The organism is Nocardioides allogilvus (genome assembly GCF_003047285.1).
GTDB lineage: Bacteria > Actinomycetota > Actinomycetes > Propionibacteriales > Nocardioidaceae > Nocardioides > Nocardioides allogilvus.
On record NZ_PZYX01000001.1, the window covers coordinates 411,724 to 426,522 of the forward strand.

Below are 14,799 nucleotides of genomic sequence, written 5' to 3' on the forward strand. Positions count from 1 at the left end.
TTCGCGGGCCGCAAAGTGTCCACAGGGCAGGTGCGCCTGCGGCCTGTCCACAGGTCGTACGCCGCAACGCCGGTGTTGTCGGTGGACGTGGCCACGGTGGGTAGGGCGTCAGGACGACGCACACCACCACCGAAGGAGGACCCAGATGACCCACCACGCACGGACCGGCGACCGGCTCAGCCTCACTCCCGCCCTCGACACCGGAGAGGCAGCCTTCCTCGCCGGCTTCGGCCGCCGCCGCGGCCAGGTGGCCCGGATCTGGCCAGGACAGCCAGCAGTGCCGTCGCCCTGGCTTCCCTGTGACGAGGGGTGCTGCCTGGTGCTGGCGGCGGCGTCGGTCGCAGCGGGGCAGTGGCTGCGGTTCCTGATCGCCGAGTTCCTCGGCGAGGGCCACCAGGTCGACGGCTCGCTCGACGTGCCCGGACCGTGCGGGCGGGGGTCGGCGCTGCTCATCGTGGAGGGCGGTGAGGTCTTCGAGGGCGAGCTGGGGGATGCGTCGTGACCCGGCCGTGTCGTGGGTGGAGCCGGTTCAGCCGAGGATCCCCGCAGCGCGTGCCGGCTCGGCATAGGCAGCGGCGAGGGTGGCCACCGTGTGGTGGGCGTTCAGGCCGCTGGGGTTGGGCACGACCCACAGCTCGGCCTCGCCCAGCGGCTGCGGTTGCCGCCCGGCGGTGGCCTTGCGGTCCCCGAACGCCAGGCGGTAGGCGGTGATGCCGGCGACCGCGACGACGCGCGGTCGGAGCGTGGTGACGAGCTCGAGCAGTCGCGCGCCGCCGGCCCGCAGCTCGTCGGGCGTGAGCTCGTCGGCGCGCACGGTGGCCCGGGGGGCGAGGTTGGTGATGCCGAGGCCGCGCGAGCGGAAGTAGGCGCGGTCCTCGTCGTCCATGCCCGCAGCGGCATCGATGGGGCGATCGATGATCCCGGCCTGCAGCAGCGCGGGGTAGAAGCGGTTCACCGGGTGCGCGAAGTGGGTCTGTGTCGCTGCGGTCCACAGGCCGGGATTGATGCCGACGAAGACTAGCCGCACGTCCGGGCCGACGAGGTCGGGGACCTCGGTGTCACGGAACGACTCGAGCTCGGCGCGGGTGAACAGGGCCATGGCGTCGAGCCTAGGCACTGCGCGCTGCGCGGGCGGAACCCGGTCGCGCGGGCTATCGTCCTAGTGCCATGAGCCCAAGAACTCTGCGTGCCAGCGCCGCGTGCTGCGTCTTCGTGCTCGTGAGCGTCCTGGGCTGCGGGAGCGACTCAGGCGATGGGAACGCGACCGACACCTCGACGACCGAATCGGCTCCGTCCGAGTCCGGCTCGCCGGGTTCCGACACCTCCACCGGCGCGGGGGGCCACGTCGTGGTCGGTGAGAGCGTCGAGCCCGGACAGGCCGTGATCGTGAGCGCGTCCAATGTGGACGGCGAGACCGCCGAGCGCGCCAGCGCGCTGGTCGACCAGAAGTCGGTCGACGCCTTCGTGTCCGCGACCGACGCCCGCCTGGCCGCCGACGTGCGGACCGCCATCGAGGAGGTGCAGGTCCCGGACGACAGCACGCTGTTCGGTGCCGTCGTCTCGGTGGGCTGCCACACCCCGACCGGCATCACCTGGTCCACGACGTTCGAGGGCATCGAGGTGGCGCCGGTGCTGCCCAAGTCGAAGGTGCAGTGCCTGGTGCCGGTCACCTCGGTGGCGCTGTTCCTCGTGCCCAGCTGAGCCGGCCGGGGCGTCAGCGTCCGGCGGCAGTGGGGGTCGTGGGCGGCGGCGTGGTCGCGGTGGGGGTCGGGGACGGAGCCGGGGTGGGGGTCGGCGTCGGCGGCACGGGCGGCAGGATCGGCGGGAACGTGCCGTTGTAGTAGATGCCGACCCCGTTGGCGACCTTGCGCTCGACGCCGCCCGAGGACGGCTCGTTGATGACGCCCATCTCGCCGGTCACCTTGCGCGAGTAGAGCGTCGAGGAGCCGCCGCCGTCGAAGTTGAGCGCGCTCTCCGCGCCGAGCGCGCGCATCATGGTCGCGAGCTCCACCATGGTGTAGCCGCGGCTCACGGCCGAGCGGCCGTCGATCACCAAGAACAACAGCTTCCGGCCGTCGACGTCGATGCCCACCGCCGTACGCGGGTGCATGAGGCGGTCGTTGATGACCGTCTGCACCCCGTTGAGCAGCAGGGGACGGTCGCCGGACACGGCGACGGTGGCCCCGGGCTTGGCCTTGTACTTGAAGGTCGCCTTGCGCCCGACCTTGAGGTCCCGCAGCAGCTTGGCGGCCGAACCGCGCCCGACCATGACCTGTCCCTTGACCTTGCGGCCCTTGGACAGGATGCCCTTGTTGGAGACGATCTTGCCGTTGACGACGACGACCTCGCGGGCCTTCTTGTCCCCGTCGGTGACGGAGTAGCCCTTGGTCCAGCCCCAGTCGCTCGTGTAGACACCGATCGAGTCCGGGGCGATGGTGGGGGCGTTCAGGCCGCTGACGGGCCAGCGCGGACGCTGGCGGAGCTTGGTCCGCGTCACCATCGGGCCGACCTGCGGCTGGCCGGCGGAGTCGAGGTAGAACGAGGCGTTCTCGGGGATCCAGCCGCTGGCCGAGCCCTGGACCAGGCCGCGCTGGCGGTCGATGCCGACGCCGAGGGCGGCCCCGGTGTCGGAGATGTCGAAGAAGTCGCCGTTCACCGCCCCGATGACACCTTCCGCGGCACCCAGCTTGCTGACGGTCTTGGTACGGACGGCGTACTTGGCGCCGAGGTAGTCCAACGAGATGTTCGGGGCGTTGAGGTCGACGGTGAGCAGGTTGGCGCGGATCGGGCCGCGGTAGTCGGTCTGGTCCCACTCGCGGATGGTCATGCCGGGGGCGATCTCGTAGGTCACGTCGCTGGTCACCGTGGCCGGCTCGTCGCGGGTGCCGCGGGGCAGCTGGCGCGCGATCCGTGCGCGCACGCCGTCGGAGGTCTGTCCCGGCCTGCCCATGACCGTCCCGGGCTCGCGGAGCGCACGCCGCTGGAGCGGCCCGAGGCCGTCACCGTCGCCCTGGGCGGACGAGGTGGGACGGACGCTCTCGGGCGAGGAGAGGGCAGGCGCGGCGACGGCGAGCATCGAGCACCCGAGGGCACCGGCGAGCAGGGCAGAGGTCACGCGTGTGGAGGAAGGCACGCGCTCCAGAGTAAAGGCGCGGCGAAGCCTGCCGGACGAGGTCGGTGGCGTGTCGGTGCTGGGCGGTCGGGGCGTCATCACCAGTGGAAGACGAACCCACCGCGGGGAAGGTTGTCGCCACTAGGCTGCCCGGCGTGGCTGCGCGCGAGGACAACGTCTTCATCGAGGGGGACAACCTCGAGGTGCTCCCCACCCTCGAGCCGGGCAGCGTCGACCTGATCTACACCGACCCGCCCTACAACACCGGCAACGACTTCGCCTACGCCGATTCGTTCCGCTCCGACGGGGGCGGCCGCGCGAGCCGGCACGAGGCCTGGGTGGCGATGATGCGCCCGCGCCTGGTGGCGATGCGCGACGTCCTGGCCGACACGGGCGCGCTCTTCATCAGCATCGACGACAACGAGGCGGCGTACCTCCGACTGCTGCTCGACGAGGTCTTCGGCGAGGCCAACTTCCTCGCCCAGGTCGTCGTCAACCTCAATCCGAAGGGCCGCCAGCTCGGCGGGGGCTTCGCGACCAGTCACGAATACCTCTTCGCCTACGCCCGCGACGCCAAGCAGTGCGTCCTCGACGCCAGCAGCCCCGACACGGTCAACGCCGACGACTTCCCGCTCCTCACCGACGACGGGCGCGCCTTCCGCCACCTCCCGCTGCGCAACACCAACAAGAAGTTCAACCCGGTCACCTCGCGCACCCTGCACTTTCCCGTGTACGGCGACCCGCTGACCGGCGCCGTCGCGACGACCGACTTCGACGGCGCCCAGGAGGTGTGGCCGGTCTTCGGCGACGGCCGGCCCGCGGTGTGGCGCTGGTCGCGCCCGCGCATCGACGAGCGGCCCGACGACCTGGTGTGCCGCGAGATCAACGGTCGCAACGGGACCCGCGTGGATGTCTTCCAGCGCGACTGGCTGCACCGCGACGGGGGCCGCCGCAAGAAGCTCACCACGATCTGGCTCTCCGAGGAGATCGGCTCCACCGACACGGCAGTCGCGGAGCTGAAGGGGCTGATCGGGCACGTCTTCGAGTCGCCCAAGCCGACCGGGCTGGTCCGGCGCATCCTCGCCACGATGCCGCCCGACGCGGTGGTGCTCGACCCCTTCGCCGGCAGCGGCACGACAGGTCACGCCGTCGCGCTCGCCAACGCCGCTGACGCAGGCACGCGTCGCTGCATCAGCATCAACTCCGGCGAGCCCACCCGGCCGGGCTCGAACGCCGCCAACGCGGGCTTCGCCACGGTCGCCGACATCACCCGCGCCCGGCTCGCCGCGGTCGCGGAGCGGCACGGCTCGAGCTAGAGGCCCGCGGCCTTCTCGAGCGCGGCGAGCTCGTCGTCGAGGTAGGTCAGCAGCCGCTGCAGGTGGGGCACCGTCCGCCGGCAGCCGGTGAGGCCGAAGCCCATGTTGCCGTCGTAGGACACGCAGGTGATGTTGAGCGCCACGCCGTTGATCGGGATGGAGAGCGGGTACTGGCCGACCTGCTTGGCACCGTTGAAGTACTGCGTGGTGCGTGAACCGGGCACGTTGCTGATCGCGACGTTGAACGGTGGACGCACGACCCCCTGCAGCCGCAGCATCGGGATCAGGAACGACGGAGTCATGCCGAGCGCGCTCATCGCCATGATCTGGGTCGGTGTCATCGAGGCGAGCGCGGCCTTGCCCGCCTTCATCGAACGGTGGATGTTCGCGAGCCGGTCGCCCGGGTCGGCCAGGTCGGTGCCGAGCTGGACCATCACGGAGCCGACCGCGTTGCCACCGTCGGCGGAGGCGTTGCTCGGCGCCTTGGCGTGGAGACCGACCGGCACCATGGAGACCATCGAGGCGTCGGGCAGCGCGTCGAAGTCGAGGAGGTACTGCCGCAGTGCGCCGCTGCACATCGCCAGCACGACGTCGTTGATCGTCGTGCCGGTGGCCTTGCCGATGCTCGTCATCCTCGCGATCTCCCACTGCTGGCCCGCGAAGCGCCGCGAGCCGGTGATCGGCTGGTTGAACATCGTGCGAGGGGCATACAGCGACAGCGCCGACGTCTCGTTGCGCAGGCTCTTGTTGAGCGTCTTGACCAGCGCCCCGGGCATCCCGGCCGCGTCGGCGCTGACTGCCAGCGCCGAGCGCAGCGCCGAGAGCGGCACCTCGGACAGGGACTGCTGGGTGGTCGCGCGGGCCTTCTCCACCTTCGCCCGCGCAGGTCGCGCTGCCCACAGCGGCGGCATGTCGCGTTCGTCGGGATCGGACGACATGCTGTTCGCCATCAGCCGCATCGCGGAGATGCCGTCGACGAGCCCGTGGTGCATCTTGGTGTAGACGGCGATCCGGCCGTCGTTGAGTCCTTCGATGATGTGGCTCTCCCACAGCGGCCGCTCGCGGCCCAGCCGCTGGGAGTGCAGGCGCGAGCACAGGTCGAGCAGCTCACGGACGCGTCCCGGCTGGGGGAGGGCGCTGTGGCGCACGTGGTGCTCGATGTCGAACTGGGTGTCGTGCTCCCAGACGAACTGCCCGGCGGTCGTCAGGGAGCGCTTGGGGCGCTTGAGGAAGAGTGGTGCGATCTCCGCCTCGCTCGTGGTGCTCGCCTCGTAGATCTCCCGGGCGTAGTTGTCACCGGCACCCGCGGGCTTCTCGAACAGCTGGAGCCCCCCGACGTGCATCGGTTGCTTGCGGCTCTCGGCATACAGGAAAGCCACGGACGTCGGGTCGATCGGTGTCACCATGCTGGGTCCCTCCTTGGACGCAAGCCCGATCCTCGCGCCATGTGAGTCGGGCCACAAGGGAAACGACCATCCCGGCGAGCCGTCACGCTCTGGCAGGATCTGCCCATGGAGGCCACCCCGCTCGATCGGCTCGACCGGGCCTGGTCGCGGGGTCGTACGTCGATGGGCACCCGCGTCGAGAGGCTGCGCTCGAAGTCCTTCGCGATCGCCCAGTGCGCCGTCGCAGCTGGCGTGGCCTGGCTGATCGCCAAGGACCTGCTCGGTCACGACACCCCGTTCTTCGCCCCGATCGCGGCGGTCGTCAGCCTCGGCACGTCCTACGGACAGCGGCTGCGCCGGGTCGCGGAGGTGACGGTCGGGGTCGCCCTGGGCGTGCTGCTCGGCGACCTGCTGGTGGTCTGGCTCGGGTCCGGCTGGTGGCAGATCGCGATCGTGGTGGCGCTGGCGATGTCGGTGGCCTTCCTCCTCGACGGCGGGCAGCTGATGGTCACCCAGGCCGCGGTGCAGTCGATCGTCATCACGACGCTGATCGTCAGCCCGGGCGGAGCCCTCACCCGCTGGACCGACGCGCTGATCGGTGGTGCCGTCGCGCTCGTGGCCGCGACGGTCGTGCCGGCCGCCGCCCTGCGCAGACCGCGCGAACAGGCTGCCCGCGTGCTGCGCAAGGAGGCCGAGATGCTGCGGGCCGCCGCCGACGTGATGGTCGACGGCGAGCTGGAGCGCGCGCTCGACCTGCTCGCCGACGCCCGCTCCACCGACTACCTCATCGCCGAGCTGCGCAGCGCCGCCGACGAGGGCCTGGCGGTGGTGGCCTCCTCGCCGTTCCGGGTGCGGCACAAGCCCGGCGTCCGGCGGATGGCCGAGCTCGTCGAGCCGCTGGACAGGTCGCTGCGCAGCACGAGGGTCCTGATGAGGTACGTCGCGCTGGCGGCGTACAGGAGACGGCCGGTGCCGTCGGCCTATCCGCTGGTCGCGCGCGACCTCGCGGCCGCGATCGACCTCGTCGCCGACGAGCTTCAGGCCGACCGGGTGGCGGTGGCGGCGCAGCCGGCGCTGATCGCCGTCGGGATCGCGACCTCCGAGCTGCCGCGCGAGGACGCGTTGTCGGTCGAGGTGATGCTGGCGCAGCTGCGCGCGGTCGTCACCGACCTGCTGATGCTGACGGGCATGGGCCAGCTGGAGTCGACCGACGCGATCCCGCGGCCGCGCAGCTGAGGCCGCAGGGCCGGGGTCAGAGGGAGGCCCGCAGCTCGGCGACGACCGAGTCGACGACGGCGACCAGGTCGCCGTTGGTGTCGGCGGCGACCTTGCGCTGGCGCTGGTAGGAGGCGCCCTTGCGGGGGATGTCGGCGACCGAGCGCAGCTCGTCCTCGCAGTCGAGCCGCTTCGACAGCGGCGTGAGGCGCTCGAGCAGGTCGTCGAGGTCGTCGGTGACCAGCCGCTCGCGCGACGTGGCGTCCAGGATCACGATCGCGTCGAGGCCGTAGCGCGCTGCTCGCCACTTGTTCTCCTGCACGTGCCAGGGCGGCATCGTCGGCAGGGTCTCCCCGGCCGCCAGGCGGGTGTCGAGGTCGACGACCAGGCAGTGGATCAGCGCGGTCAGGGCAGCGAGCTCGGTGATGTCGGACATGCCGTCGCAGACCCGGTTCTCGATCGTGCCCAGATGGGGCGCCGGCCGGATGTCCCAGCGCACGTCGGACATCGAGTCGATGACGCCGGTCGTGGCCTGGTCACCGATGCACGCCTCGAACTCCTCCCACGTGTCGAACGTGAAGGGCAGCCCGGCGGTCGGCAGCTGCTGGAACATCTGCGACCGGTTGGAGGCATAACCGGTGTCGAGGCCGGCCCAGACCGGCGAGCTCGCGGAGAGGGCCAGGAGGTGGGGATAGGTGTTGAGCAACGATGACATGATCGGCATCACCCGGTCCTGCGACGGCAACCCGACGTGCACGTGCACGCCCCAGATCAGCATCTGCCGGCCCCACCACTGCGTGCGGTTGATCAGCTCCTCGTAGCGGGGGCCCTCGGTCAGCTGCTGTGCCGACCACTTCGCGAAGGGGTGCGTGCCCGATCCGAGCAGGTCGACGCCGAGCCGGTCCGCCGCGGGCACGACCACCCCGAGGGTGGTGCGCAGGTCGGCGACGGCCTCGCCCACCGACGTACAGATGCCGGTCACGACCTCGACGGTGTTGCGCAGCAGCTCCTTGTGCAGCCGAGAGGGGTCGACCAGCTCCGGCGTGACCGCGGCGAACAGGTCGGCCGCGGTGTTGGAGAGGTCGCGGGTCTCACGGTCGACGAGCGCGAACTCCCACTCGACCCCGATCGTCGGCGCGGACGAAGCCTGGAAGGCGATGGGGAAGTCGATGCGCACCCAGCCATCGTAGGGATGTGACGCGTCGCCGCGTCACCCCTGAGGCTGGCCCCAGGTCACGACGAACAATTTCTGTGCCACGTTTGTCGTATGCGCCCGACGTCGTTCGTGGAGTGAATGAGAGGCGGTCACCGGACCGCCCGGACCGAGGAGGAACGAGATGACGCACTACCTGATGACCGTGCACGGGCCCGCCGAGCTGGACGAGTTCGGCAGCTACGGCTCCAAGGAGGAGATGGAGGAGGCGTTCGCCGAGACCGGCGCCTTCAACGACAAGCTCAAGGCCGACGGCTACTGGGTCTTCGCCGGTGGCCTGCAGTCGGCGTCGAGCGCGACCGTCGTCGACGGCCAGGGGAAGACGCCGGTGATGACCGACGGCCCCTACCTCGAGACCAAGGAGCTCATCGCGGGCTTCTGGGTCATCGACGCACCCGACCTCGACGTCGCGCTCGCGCTCGCGGCCGAGGCGTCCGCGGCGTGCCGCGGCAAGGTCGAGGTGCGCCCCTTCGACGGCCTCGCCTGAGCCCGCCTGCCCGCGCCCGGCGACCGGTGCAACCATGGGCCCCGTGGTGGACGATCCGCGCGAGCTCAACCTGACCATCGACCTGTGCCTGCGCATCGGTGAGGTGCTGTTGTCGTCGGGCGCCGGCGCGGCCGACGTCACCGCGACCATGCAGTCGGTCGCCCTCCACCTCGGCCTGCGGCACCCGGAGATCGACGTGACCTTCACGTCGCTGTCCATGAGCTACCAGCTCTCGCCCGAGGACCCGCCGGTGCTGATGATCCGCAACGTCAAGCACCGCGACATCGACTACGCCGACCTGACGCAGGTCGACCACCTCGTGCACGAGGTGCTCGCCGGCGAGCTCGACCTCTACCTCGCCCGCACCCGCATGGCCACGATCCTCTCGACCGGGCATCCCTGGCCGCGCTGGTCGGTGACGCTCGCCTGGGGCGTGATGTGCGCGAGCGTCGCGGTCTTCCTGGGCGGCGACTGGCTGATCGCGCTGATCGCGTCGGCCGCGGCCATGACGATCGACCGCCTGCAGCTCGTGCTCGCCCGACGCCGGCTGCCCACGTTCTACCTCCAGGTCGCGGGCGGGATGGTCGCGACCCTGTTCGCGGTCGGGTTGGCGGCCACCCCGCTCACGGCCGACTTCTCGCTCGTGGTCACCGCCAACATCGTCATGCTGCTCGCCGGCATCGGCTTCATGGGTGCGATCCAGGACGCGCTGACCGGGTTCTACGTCACCAGTGGCGCGCGGGTGATCGAGGCGCTGCTGGCCACGGCCGGGATCATCGCGGGGGTCAGCGGCGGCCTCTCGGTGGCCGACGTGCTGGGGGTCAACCTCGGCCAGCTCGTGCCGGGCCGCTCGCTCGGCAACCACGTGCTCATCGCCGTCGTCGGTGCCGCGGTGTCGGCCGCCGCCTTCGCCTTCGCCTGCTACGCACCCCGCCGCGCGCTGCTCCCGATCGCCCTCACCTCCGGCGTCGCGACCCTGCTCAACGCCGTCGTCAGCGAGACCGGCTTCGGTCGCACCTGGGCGGCGGCCGTCGGCGCCTTCATCATCGGCGTGGTCGCCTACGGCGTCGCCGGCCGCTTCCGGGTGCCGCCTCTCGTCGTCGCGGTGTCCGCCATCGTGCCGCTGCTGCCCGGCCTCTCGATCTACCGCGGGCTCTCGCTGCTCGCCACCGACGGCTCCGGCACCTCCGAGGGGATCGTCGCGATGATGACCGCGGCCTCGGTCGCGGTCGCGCTGGCGTCCGGGGTGATCCTGGGGGAGTACCTCGCCCAGCCCCTGAAGCGCGAGACCCGCCGGATGGAGGCGCGGCTCTCCGGCCCGCGGCTCGTGGGGCCCTTCCGGGCGACGAAGCGCGGCGAGACCCGGGCCGACCGGATCGTCTGAACGTCAGGCCCGCTGGTCGAGCAACGCCAGCCAGGGCAGGTGCGCCACCTTGTCGTACGGCGCCGCGCCGGCCACCACCGCGGCGTGCAGCCCGTCCGCGCTGGCGCGAGCGGCGGCGACCACCTCGGGCGGGTAGCCGTAGGCGACCTGGTGCTCGAGGAACTCGTCCTCGTCGTCGATGAAGACCTCGCCCCACCCCGCGCGCTGGTTCTGCGGAGCGGTGAACGAGAGGCCCGGGTCCTCGGGGGCCATCCGGATCACGTCGAGGTCGAGGTCCACGGTGCGCAGGACGTCTCCGTCCCAGGTGGCCGGCGTGCTGACGTCGATGTAGAGGTCGCACCAGATCCCCGAAGCGTGGAAGGTGGCGAGCCAGTGACCCTCGTGCGGCACGAGGGTGACCGCGTCGACCTCGGAGTCGAAGGCGAACCCCGGCCGGGAGTTGTGGGTGCCCGCGGGGAAGCCGAGCCACTCGCCGTACGCATCAGAGCCGAGCCAGACGCCGGCGAAGCGCCAGTGGGGCCGATCGCCCCACTTGGTCACCTCGACGCGGACCGGGTCGCCGGGAGCACGAGTCATGGGAAGGAATCTAGGCGGTCGTATCTGACGCAGTCCTGCGCGTTCCTCTCTGGTGAGGCCCGGCATCGGGCGGGGCCTGACAGGGGGAGTGAGCACCATGGCTACGAACAAGCGTGAGACCGACCGGTCGTCGAACCGGTGCGACCCGGATCGTCCGGTGGACAACGTCCGCTGCGAGGACGTGGACCGCGAGGGGTCGGGGAAGGTGCCGGAGGTGTTCAGGTCCCTCGACGCGCTGGCCGACCTCGAGGCCTTCGAGGTCGTGCGGGTCGACGCGAAGATGCTGGCCGACGTCTCGGACGAACCGATCGAGTTCTCGGTGCCGGACTGGTCCGACATCCGGTCGCGACCGGTCGCCGCGCTGCGCCAGGAGGGCTACCGCCCGCGCATCCGGTTCCGGGGCAAGGAGCTCCAGCCCGCCGTCGTCCTGGGCAGCGACGAGCGGCGGACCTACAGCGACCGCTCCTACCCGTGGGGGTGCGTGTGCAAGGTGATCACCAGCGTGGGCTCCGGCTCCGGGGTGATCATCGGCCCGCGCCACGTCCTCACCGCCAGCCACGTCGTGAACTGGTCGGTCCCGGGCGGGGTCAACGGCACCGTCGAGGTGCACCGCGCCGGCGCCACCGTGTCGGCGGTGTCGCCCATCCGGCGCGTCTTCGCCTACACCCAGGTCACCGGGACCGTGGGCTGGACGGAGCTGGACGAGGACTATGCCGTCCTCGAGGTCGCGGACCCGATCGGGGACAGGTTCGGCTGGCTCGGCTGCCGCACCTATTCGAGCAGCTGGGACGGCGACGCGTACTGGTACAACGTCGGCTACCCCGGCGACGTCGGCGGCGCGGCCTGGCCGACGTGGCAGCGCAGCAAGTGGCTCAACGAGCACGCGTGGGACTTCGGCTCCGGCCGGGCGATGGACACCGACGCGGACATCAACCCCGGGAACTCCGGTGGCCCGATGTTCGCCTGGTGGTCCGACGGCCCGTACGCCGTCTCCGTCGTCTCCGCGCACGACGTCGAGGACCGGGAGAACTACTGCTCCGGAGGCTCTGACATCGTCAGGCTCGTCAGGCTGGCCCGGGGGCTGTGAGCGGGGTCAGGGCATCAGGCGCGGCGCCACCCGGGCGATGACGTCCTGGTAGCGCGAGCCCACGAGCTTGGCGAAGTGGTGCAGCACGTGGGCGTCGATACCGACGAGCACGCGCGCCTTGCCGGAGAGCGCGCCCTTGAGGATGATGCGCGCCGCCTTGTCGGCGGGCATCCGCGCGAGCTTCTTCTCGAACAGGTCCGAGAGCTGCTCGTGGTCCTCGCCGGCCGTGGTGCGGCCGTTGCGCGCGATGCCGGTCTTGATCCCGCCGGGGTGGACGCTGGTGACGGTCACCGGGTGGCCGTTGATCAGCATCTCCTCGCGCAGTGCCTCGGTGAAGCCGCGGACCGCGAACTTCGTGGCGTTGTAGGCGCTCTGCCCGGGCATCGAGACCAGCCCGAACAGCGACGAGAGATTGACCAGCGCGCCGTTGCCGGAGGCGATCAGGTGGGGGAGGAACTCCTTGGTGCCGTTGACGACACCGTCGAGGTTGACCCCGACGATCCAGTCGAACTCCTCGTAGGTCATGTTCTCGAAGTCGCCGCTCATCGTGACGCCGGCGTTGTTGACGACCAGGTTGACCCGGCCGAACTGGCCGACCACGTCGGTCGCCCACTGCGCCATCGCGGCCCGGTCGGAGACGTCGACGACGTCGCTGCGGACCTCGGCGCCGAGCGCCTTGACGATCTCGACGGTCTCGGCGAGGCCGTCGGGGTTCCAGTCGGAGATGGCGAGCAGCGCACCTTGCTGGGCGGACTGCCGGGCGAGCTCGCGCCCGATCCCGGAGCCGGCGCCGGTGATGACGACGACCTTGTCCTGCAGTGTCTTGAGGCTCATGCGCTGGCTCCTTCGGTCTGCGTGGTGGCGTGCTGTGAGGTGGCCTTCGCGGGCGCGAGGTCGTAGCTCTCCGCGTCGAAGCGCGACATCAGCTTGCGGAAGGTGAAGGTCGCGCGCGGCCACAGGGTGGTGTTCTTGCCGTGGGCGTCGAGATACCAGCTCGAGCAGCCGCCGGTGCTCCACACCGTGCGCTTCATGCGCCGCTGGATGTCGTCGTTCCACTCGTCCTGGACGGCCTGCTGCGGCTCGACCGCTGCCACGCCCCGCTGCCGCATGGTGGTCAGCGCGTCAACGATGTAGGCGAGCTGCGACTCGATCATGAAGACCATCGAGGTGTGTCCCAGACCGGTGTTGGCGCCGACGACCTGGAAGAGGTTGGGGAAGCCCCGGGTCGCGGTGCCCTTGTAGGACGCCATCCCGTGCTCGGCCCACACGTCGGAGAGCGACGCGCCGTCACGGCCGTGGATGAGCTCGGCGATCGGCTGCTCGGTGGTCTGGAAGCCGGTCGCCACGATGAGTACGTCGATGGGTCGCTCGACACCGTCGGCGGTGACGATCGCGTTGCCGGTGACCTTGGCGATCGGGTCGGTGACCAGGTCGACGTTGTCGGCCGCGAGCGCGGGGTAGTAGGTGTTGGAGATCAGGATGCGCTTGCAGCCGACCTGGTAGGTCGGGGTGACCTTGGCGCGCAGCTCGGGGTCCTGGATGCCCTTCGCGAGGTTGGCGAGCGCGAGCTTCTTGGCGGGTGTGGCCAGTGCGGGGTTCCACACGAAGCCCGGGACGTAGAGCTCACGCGCCCAGTAGATCCCGGTGCGGTAGGCCTTCTGCACGACGGGGACGTGCTTGAAGAGCAGCCTCTCGAGGCGGGTGTAGCGGCGGTCGTTGCGCGGCAGGACATAGGGCGCGGTGCGTTGGTAGACGTCGAGCTGGGCGACGTCGGGCTGGATCGCGGGGACGATCTGGATGCTGGACGCACCAGTGCCGATGATCGCGACGCGCTTGCCGGCGAGGTCGACGTCGTGGTCCCAGCGGGCGGAGTGGAAGACCTCGCCCTGGAAGGTCTCGATGCCGTCGATCTCGGGCATCTTCGGCACGGACAGTCCGCCGGAGCCCGAGATGAGGGCCTTGGCCACGACCTCGCCGCGCGACGTGGTGACGTGCCAGCGCTGGTCGCTCTCGTCCCACCGCGCGTCGGTCAGCTCGGTGTCGAAGGAGAACCGGTCGAGCGTGCCCGACTTCTCCGCCACGTCGCGCAGGTAGGCCTCGATCTCCGGCTGCGGGGAGAACGACATCGACCAGTCGGGGTTGGGTGCGAAGGAGTACGAGTAGAGCTGGCTGGGGACGTCGCACGCCGCACCGGGATAGGTGTTGGCTCGCCAGGTGCCGCCGATGCCACCGTCCTTCTCGATGACGAGGAAGTCGTCCTCGCCGGCTTCGGCGAGCTTGATCGCCGCGCCGAGCCCGGCGAAGCCGGCACCGATCACGAGGTGGTCGACGGCTGCGGGCAGGGGAGCAGTGCGCTGGGTCATGGGGAGGAGACTATTGGCGTTATTGAATATCCGTCAATAGGATGTGTGCATGACCACTTCTCCGGCGCGGACCCGACTCTCGCCCGACGCGCGGCGCGCGCAGCTCCTCGAGCTCGGCGCGCAGCTGTTCGCGACCCGGTCGGTCGACGAGATCTCCATCGACGTGCTCGCCGAGGAGGCCGGTGTCTCGCGCGGCCTGCTCTACCACTACTTCGGTTCCAAGCAGGACTTCCGCCTGGCCGTCATCCGGCACGCCGTCGAGGACCTCGTGGAGAAGACCGCCCCCCCGGCCGAGGGGGAGCCGCTCGAACGGCTCCTCACGTCCCTGGGTGTCTACGTCGACTACGTGCTCGACAACCTGACGCTCTACCGCTCCTTGGTGCGGGCTGCGGCCGGTGGCACCGACGAGGTCCGCGCGGTCTACGAGAAGGGTCGCTTCGCGCTCACCGACCGGATCTTCCGCGAGGACTCGCTCGGGCAGATCCTGACGGACACCCCGCAGTCGCGGCTGGTCGTGCGCGGCTGGTCCGCGATGACCGAGGAGATGGTGCTCACCTGGGCGGAGGACCCGACCACGATCACCCGCGACCAGCTGCTCGAGGTGCTCGCCCTGTCGCTGCCGGGACTGGTCGACCTCACCTGAGGCGTACGGCGATCGCCG

Annotated in this window: 15 protein-coding genes; 8 read left to right on the forward strand and 7 right to left on the reverse strand. The window is 70.7% G+C overall.

Annotation, left to right across the window (positions count from 1 at the left end):
* The first annotated feature begins 145 nt into the window (after window positions 1-145).
* A complete protein-coding gene (locus C9J87_RS02020; RefSeq protein WP_107704582.1) occupies window positions 146-502 on the forward strand; it encodes a hypothetical protein in 357 nt (118 codons plus the stop codon).
* Window positions 503-529: 27 nt separating this feature from the next.
* Here the strand turns inward: C9J87_RS02020 and C9J87_RS02025 are convergent, their stop codons facing one another.
* Window positions 530-1,099 (reverse strand): mismatch-specific DNA-glycosylase, encoded by a 570-nt coding sequence (locus C9J87_RS02025; RefSeq protein WP_107704583.1) that lies wholly within the window; start codon window positions 1,097-1,099, stop codon window positions 530-532.
* A gap of 68 nt (window positions 1,100-1,167) precedes the next feature.
* Here C9J87_RS02025 and C9J87_RS02030 point away from each other — a divergent pair, with 68 nt between their 5' ends.
* A complete protein-coding gene (locus C9J87_RS02030) occupies window positions 1,168-1,701 on the forward strand; it encodes a hypothetical protein (RefSeq protein WP_157953088.1) in 534 nt (177 codons plus the stop codon).
* Between the two features lie 13 nt (window positions 1,702-1,714).
* On the opposite strand, the gene C9J87_RS02035 is transcribed toward C9J87_RS02030, so the two are convergent.
* Window positions 1,715-3,133: a phosphodiester glycosidase family protein gene (locus C9J87_RS02035; protein WP_157953089.1), complete on the reverse strand. Its 1,419-nt coding sequence runs from the start codon at window positions 3,131-3,133 to the stop codon at window positions 1,715-1,717.
* Between the two features lie 134 nt (window positions 3,134-3,267).
* On the opposite strand from C9J87_RS02035, the gene C9J87_RS02040 reads away from it, so the two are divergent.
* Entirely contained in the window at window positions 3,268-4,428 is a 1,161-nt protein-coding gene (locus C9J87_RS02040) for a site-specific DNA-methyltransferase (protein ID WP_107704586.1), read from the forward strand.
* Here C9J87_RS02040 and C9J87_RS02045 read toward each other — a convergent pair.
* Window positions 4,425-5,834, reverse strand: a complete 1,410-nt coding sequence (locus C9J87_RS02045; protein ID WP_010834070.1) for a WS/DGAT/MGAT family O-acyltransferase — start codon at window positions 5,832-5,834, stop codon at window positions 4,425-4,427. The two genes, C9J87_RS02040 and C9J87_RS02045, sit on opposite strands and share 4 nt — an antisense overlap.
* A gap of 105 nt (window positions 5,835-5,939) precedes the next feature.
* Here C9J87_RS02045 and C9J87_RS02050 point away from each other — a divergent pair, with 105 nt between their 5' ends.
* A complete protein-coding gene (locus C9J87_RS02050; protein ID WP_010834069.1) occupies window positions 5,940-7,049 on the forward strand; it encodes an FUSC family protein in 1,110 nt (369 codons plus the stop codon).
* 16 nt (window positions 7,050-7,065) lie between these two features.
* On the opposite strand, the gene C9J87_RS02055 is transcribed toward C9J87_RS02050, so the two are convergent.
* Window positions 7,066-8,205, reverse strand: a complete 1,140-nt coding sequence (locus C9J87_RS02055) for a glutamate--cysteine ligase (RefSeq protein ID WP_107704587.1) — start codon at window positions 8,203-8,205, stop codon at window positions 7,066-7,068.
* Between the two features lie 160 nt (window positions 8,206-8,365).
* On the opposite strand from C9J87_RS02055, the gene C9J87_RS02060 reads away from it, so the two are divergent.
* On the forward strand, window positions 8,366-8,728 hold the full coding sequence (locus C9J87_RS02060) for a YciI family protein (protein WP_010834067.1): 363 nt from the start codon (window positions 8,366-8,368) through the stop codon (window positions 8,726-8,728).
* A 34-nt stretch (window positions 8,729-8,762) separates the two neighbouring features.
* Complete coding sequence (locus tag C9J87_RS02065) at window positions 8,763-10,112, forward strand: threonine/serine exporter family protein (protein WP_051204237.1); 1,350 nt, start codon at window positions 8,763-8,765, stop codon at window positions 10,110-10,112.
* Window positions 10,113-10,115: 3 nt separating this feature from the next.
* Here the strand turns inward: C9J87_RS02065 and C9J87_RS19565 are convergent, their stop codons facing one another.
* On the reverse strand, window positions 10,116-10,688 hold the full coding sequence (locus C9J87_RS19565; protein WP_157953090.1) for a DUF402 domain-containing protein: 573 nt from the start codon (window positions 10,686-10,688) through the stop codon (window positions 10,116-10,118).
* A 97-nt stretch (window positions 10,689-10,785) separates the two neighbouring features.
* Here C9J87_RS19565 and C9J87_RS02075 point away from each other — a divergent pair, with 97 nt between their 5' ends.
* Window positions 10,786-11,775 carry a trypsin-like serine peptidase gene (locus tag C9J87_RS02075; RefSeq protein ID WP_198652216.1) on the forward strand — a complete coding sequence of 330 codons (990 nt, stop codon included), beginning with the start codon at window positions 10,786-10,788 and terminating at the stop codon, window positions 11,773-11,775.
* 6 nt (window positions 11,776-11,781) lie between these two features.
* On the opposite strand, the gene C9J87_RS02080 is transcribed toward C9J87_RS02075, so the two are convergent.
* Complete coding sequence (locus tag C9J87_RS02080; protein ID WP_107704588.1) at window positions 11,782-12,609, reverse strand: SDR family NAD(P)-dependent oxidoreductase; 828 nt, start codon at window positions 12,607-12,609, stop codon at window positions 11,782-11,784.
* Window positions 12,606-14,138: a flavin-containing monooxygenase gene (locus C9J87_RS02085; protein WP_010834062.1), complete on the reverse strand. Its 1,533-nt coding sequence runs from the start codon at window positions 14,136-14,138 to the stop codon at window positions 12,606-12,608. Before C9J87_RS02085 ends, C9J87_RS02080 begins: the two co-directional genes overlap by 4 nt.
* Before the next feature lie 49 nt (window positions 14,139-14,187).
* Between C9J87_RS02085 and C9J87_RS02090 the strand changes: the two genes are divergently transcribed.
* Window positions 14,188-14,781, forward strand: coding sequence for a TetR/AcrR family transcriptional regulator (locus C9J87_RS02090; protein ID WP_010834061.1), 594 nt, complete (start codon window positions 14,188-14,190; stop codon window positions 14,779-14,781).
* The last annotated feature ends 18 nt before the right edge of the window (window positions 14,782-14,799 follow it).

Excerpts from the sequence above, each read along its gene's own strand:
- C9J87_RS02020 (WP_107704582.1), top strand. The coding sequence starts at position 146 with ATGACCCACCACGCACGGACCGGCGACCGGCTCAGCCTCACTCCCGCC.
- C9J87_RS02025 (WP_107704583.1), bottom strand. The coding sequence starts at position 1,099 with ATGGCCCTGTTCACCCGCGCCGAGCTCGAGTCGTTCCGTGACACCGAG.
- C9J87_RS02030 (WP_157953088.1), top strand. The coding sequence starts at position 1,168 with ATGAGCCCAAGAACTCTGCGTGCCAGCGCCGCGTGCTGCGTCTTCGTG.
- C9J87_RS02045 (WP_010834070.1), bottom strand. The coding sequence starts at position 5,834 with ATGGTGACACCGATCGACCCGACGTCCGTGGCTTTCCTGTATGCCGAG.
- C9J87_RS02050 (WP_010834069.1), top strand. The coding sequence starts at position 5,940 with ATGGAGGCCACCCCGCTCGATCGGCTCGACCGGGCCTGGTCGCGGGGT.
- C9J87_RS02060 (WP_010834067.1), top strand. The coding sequence starts at position 8,366 with ATGACGCACTACCTGATGACCGTGCACGGGCCCGCCGAGCTGGACGAG.
- C9J87_RS02065 (WP_051204237.1), top strand. The coding sequence starts at position 8,763 with ATGGGCCCCGTGGTGGACGATCCGCGCGAGCTCAACCTGACCATCGAC.
- C9J87_RS19565 (WP_157953090.1), bottom strand. The coding sequence starts at position 10,688 with ATGACTCGTGCTCCCGGCGACCCGGTCCGCGTCGAGGTGACCAAGTGG.
- C9J87_RS02075 (WP_198652216.1), top strand. The coding sequence starts at position 10,786 with ATGGCTACGAACAAGCGTGAGACCGACCGGTCGTCGAACCGGTGCGAC.
- C9J87_RS02080 (WP_107704588.1), bottom strand. The coding sequence starts at position 12,609 with ATGAGCCTCAAGACACTGCAGGACAAGGTCGTCGTCATCACCGGCGCC.
- C9J87_RS02085 (WP_010834062.1), bottom strand. The coding sequence starts at position 14,138 with ATGACCCAGCGCACTGCTCCCCTGCCCGCAGCCGTCGACCACCTCGTG.
- C9J87_RS02090 (WP_010834061.1), top strand. The coding sequence starts at position 14,188 with ATGACCACTTCTCCGGCGCGGACCCGACTCTCGCCCGACGCGCGGCGC.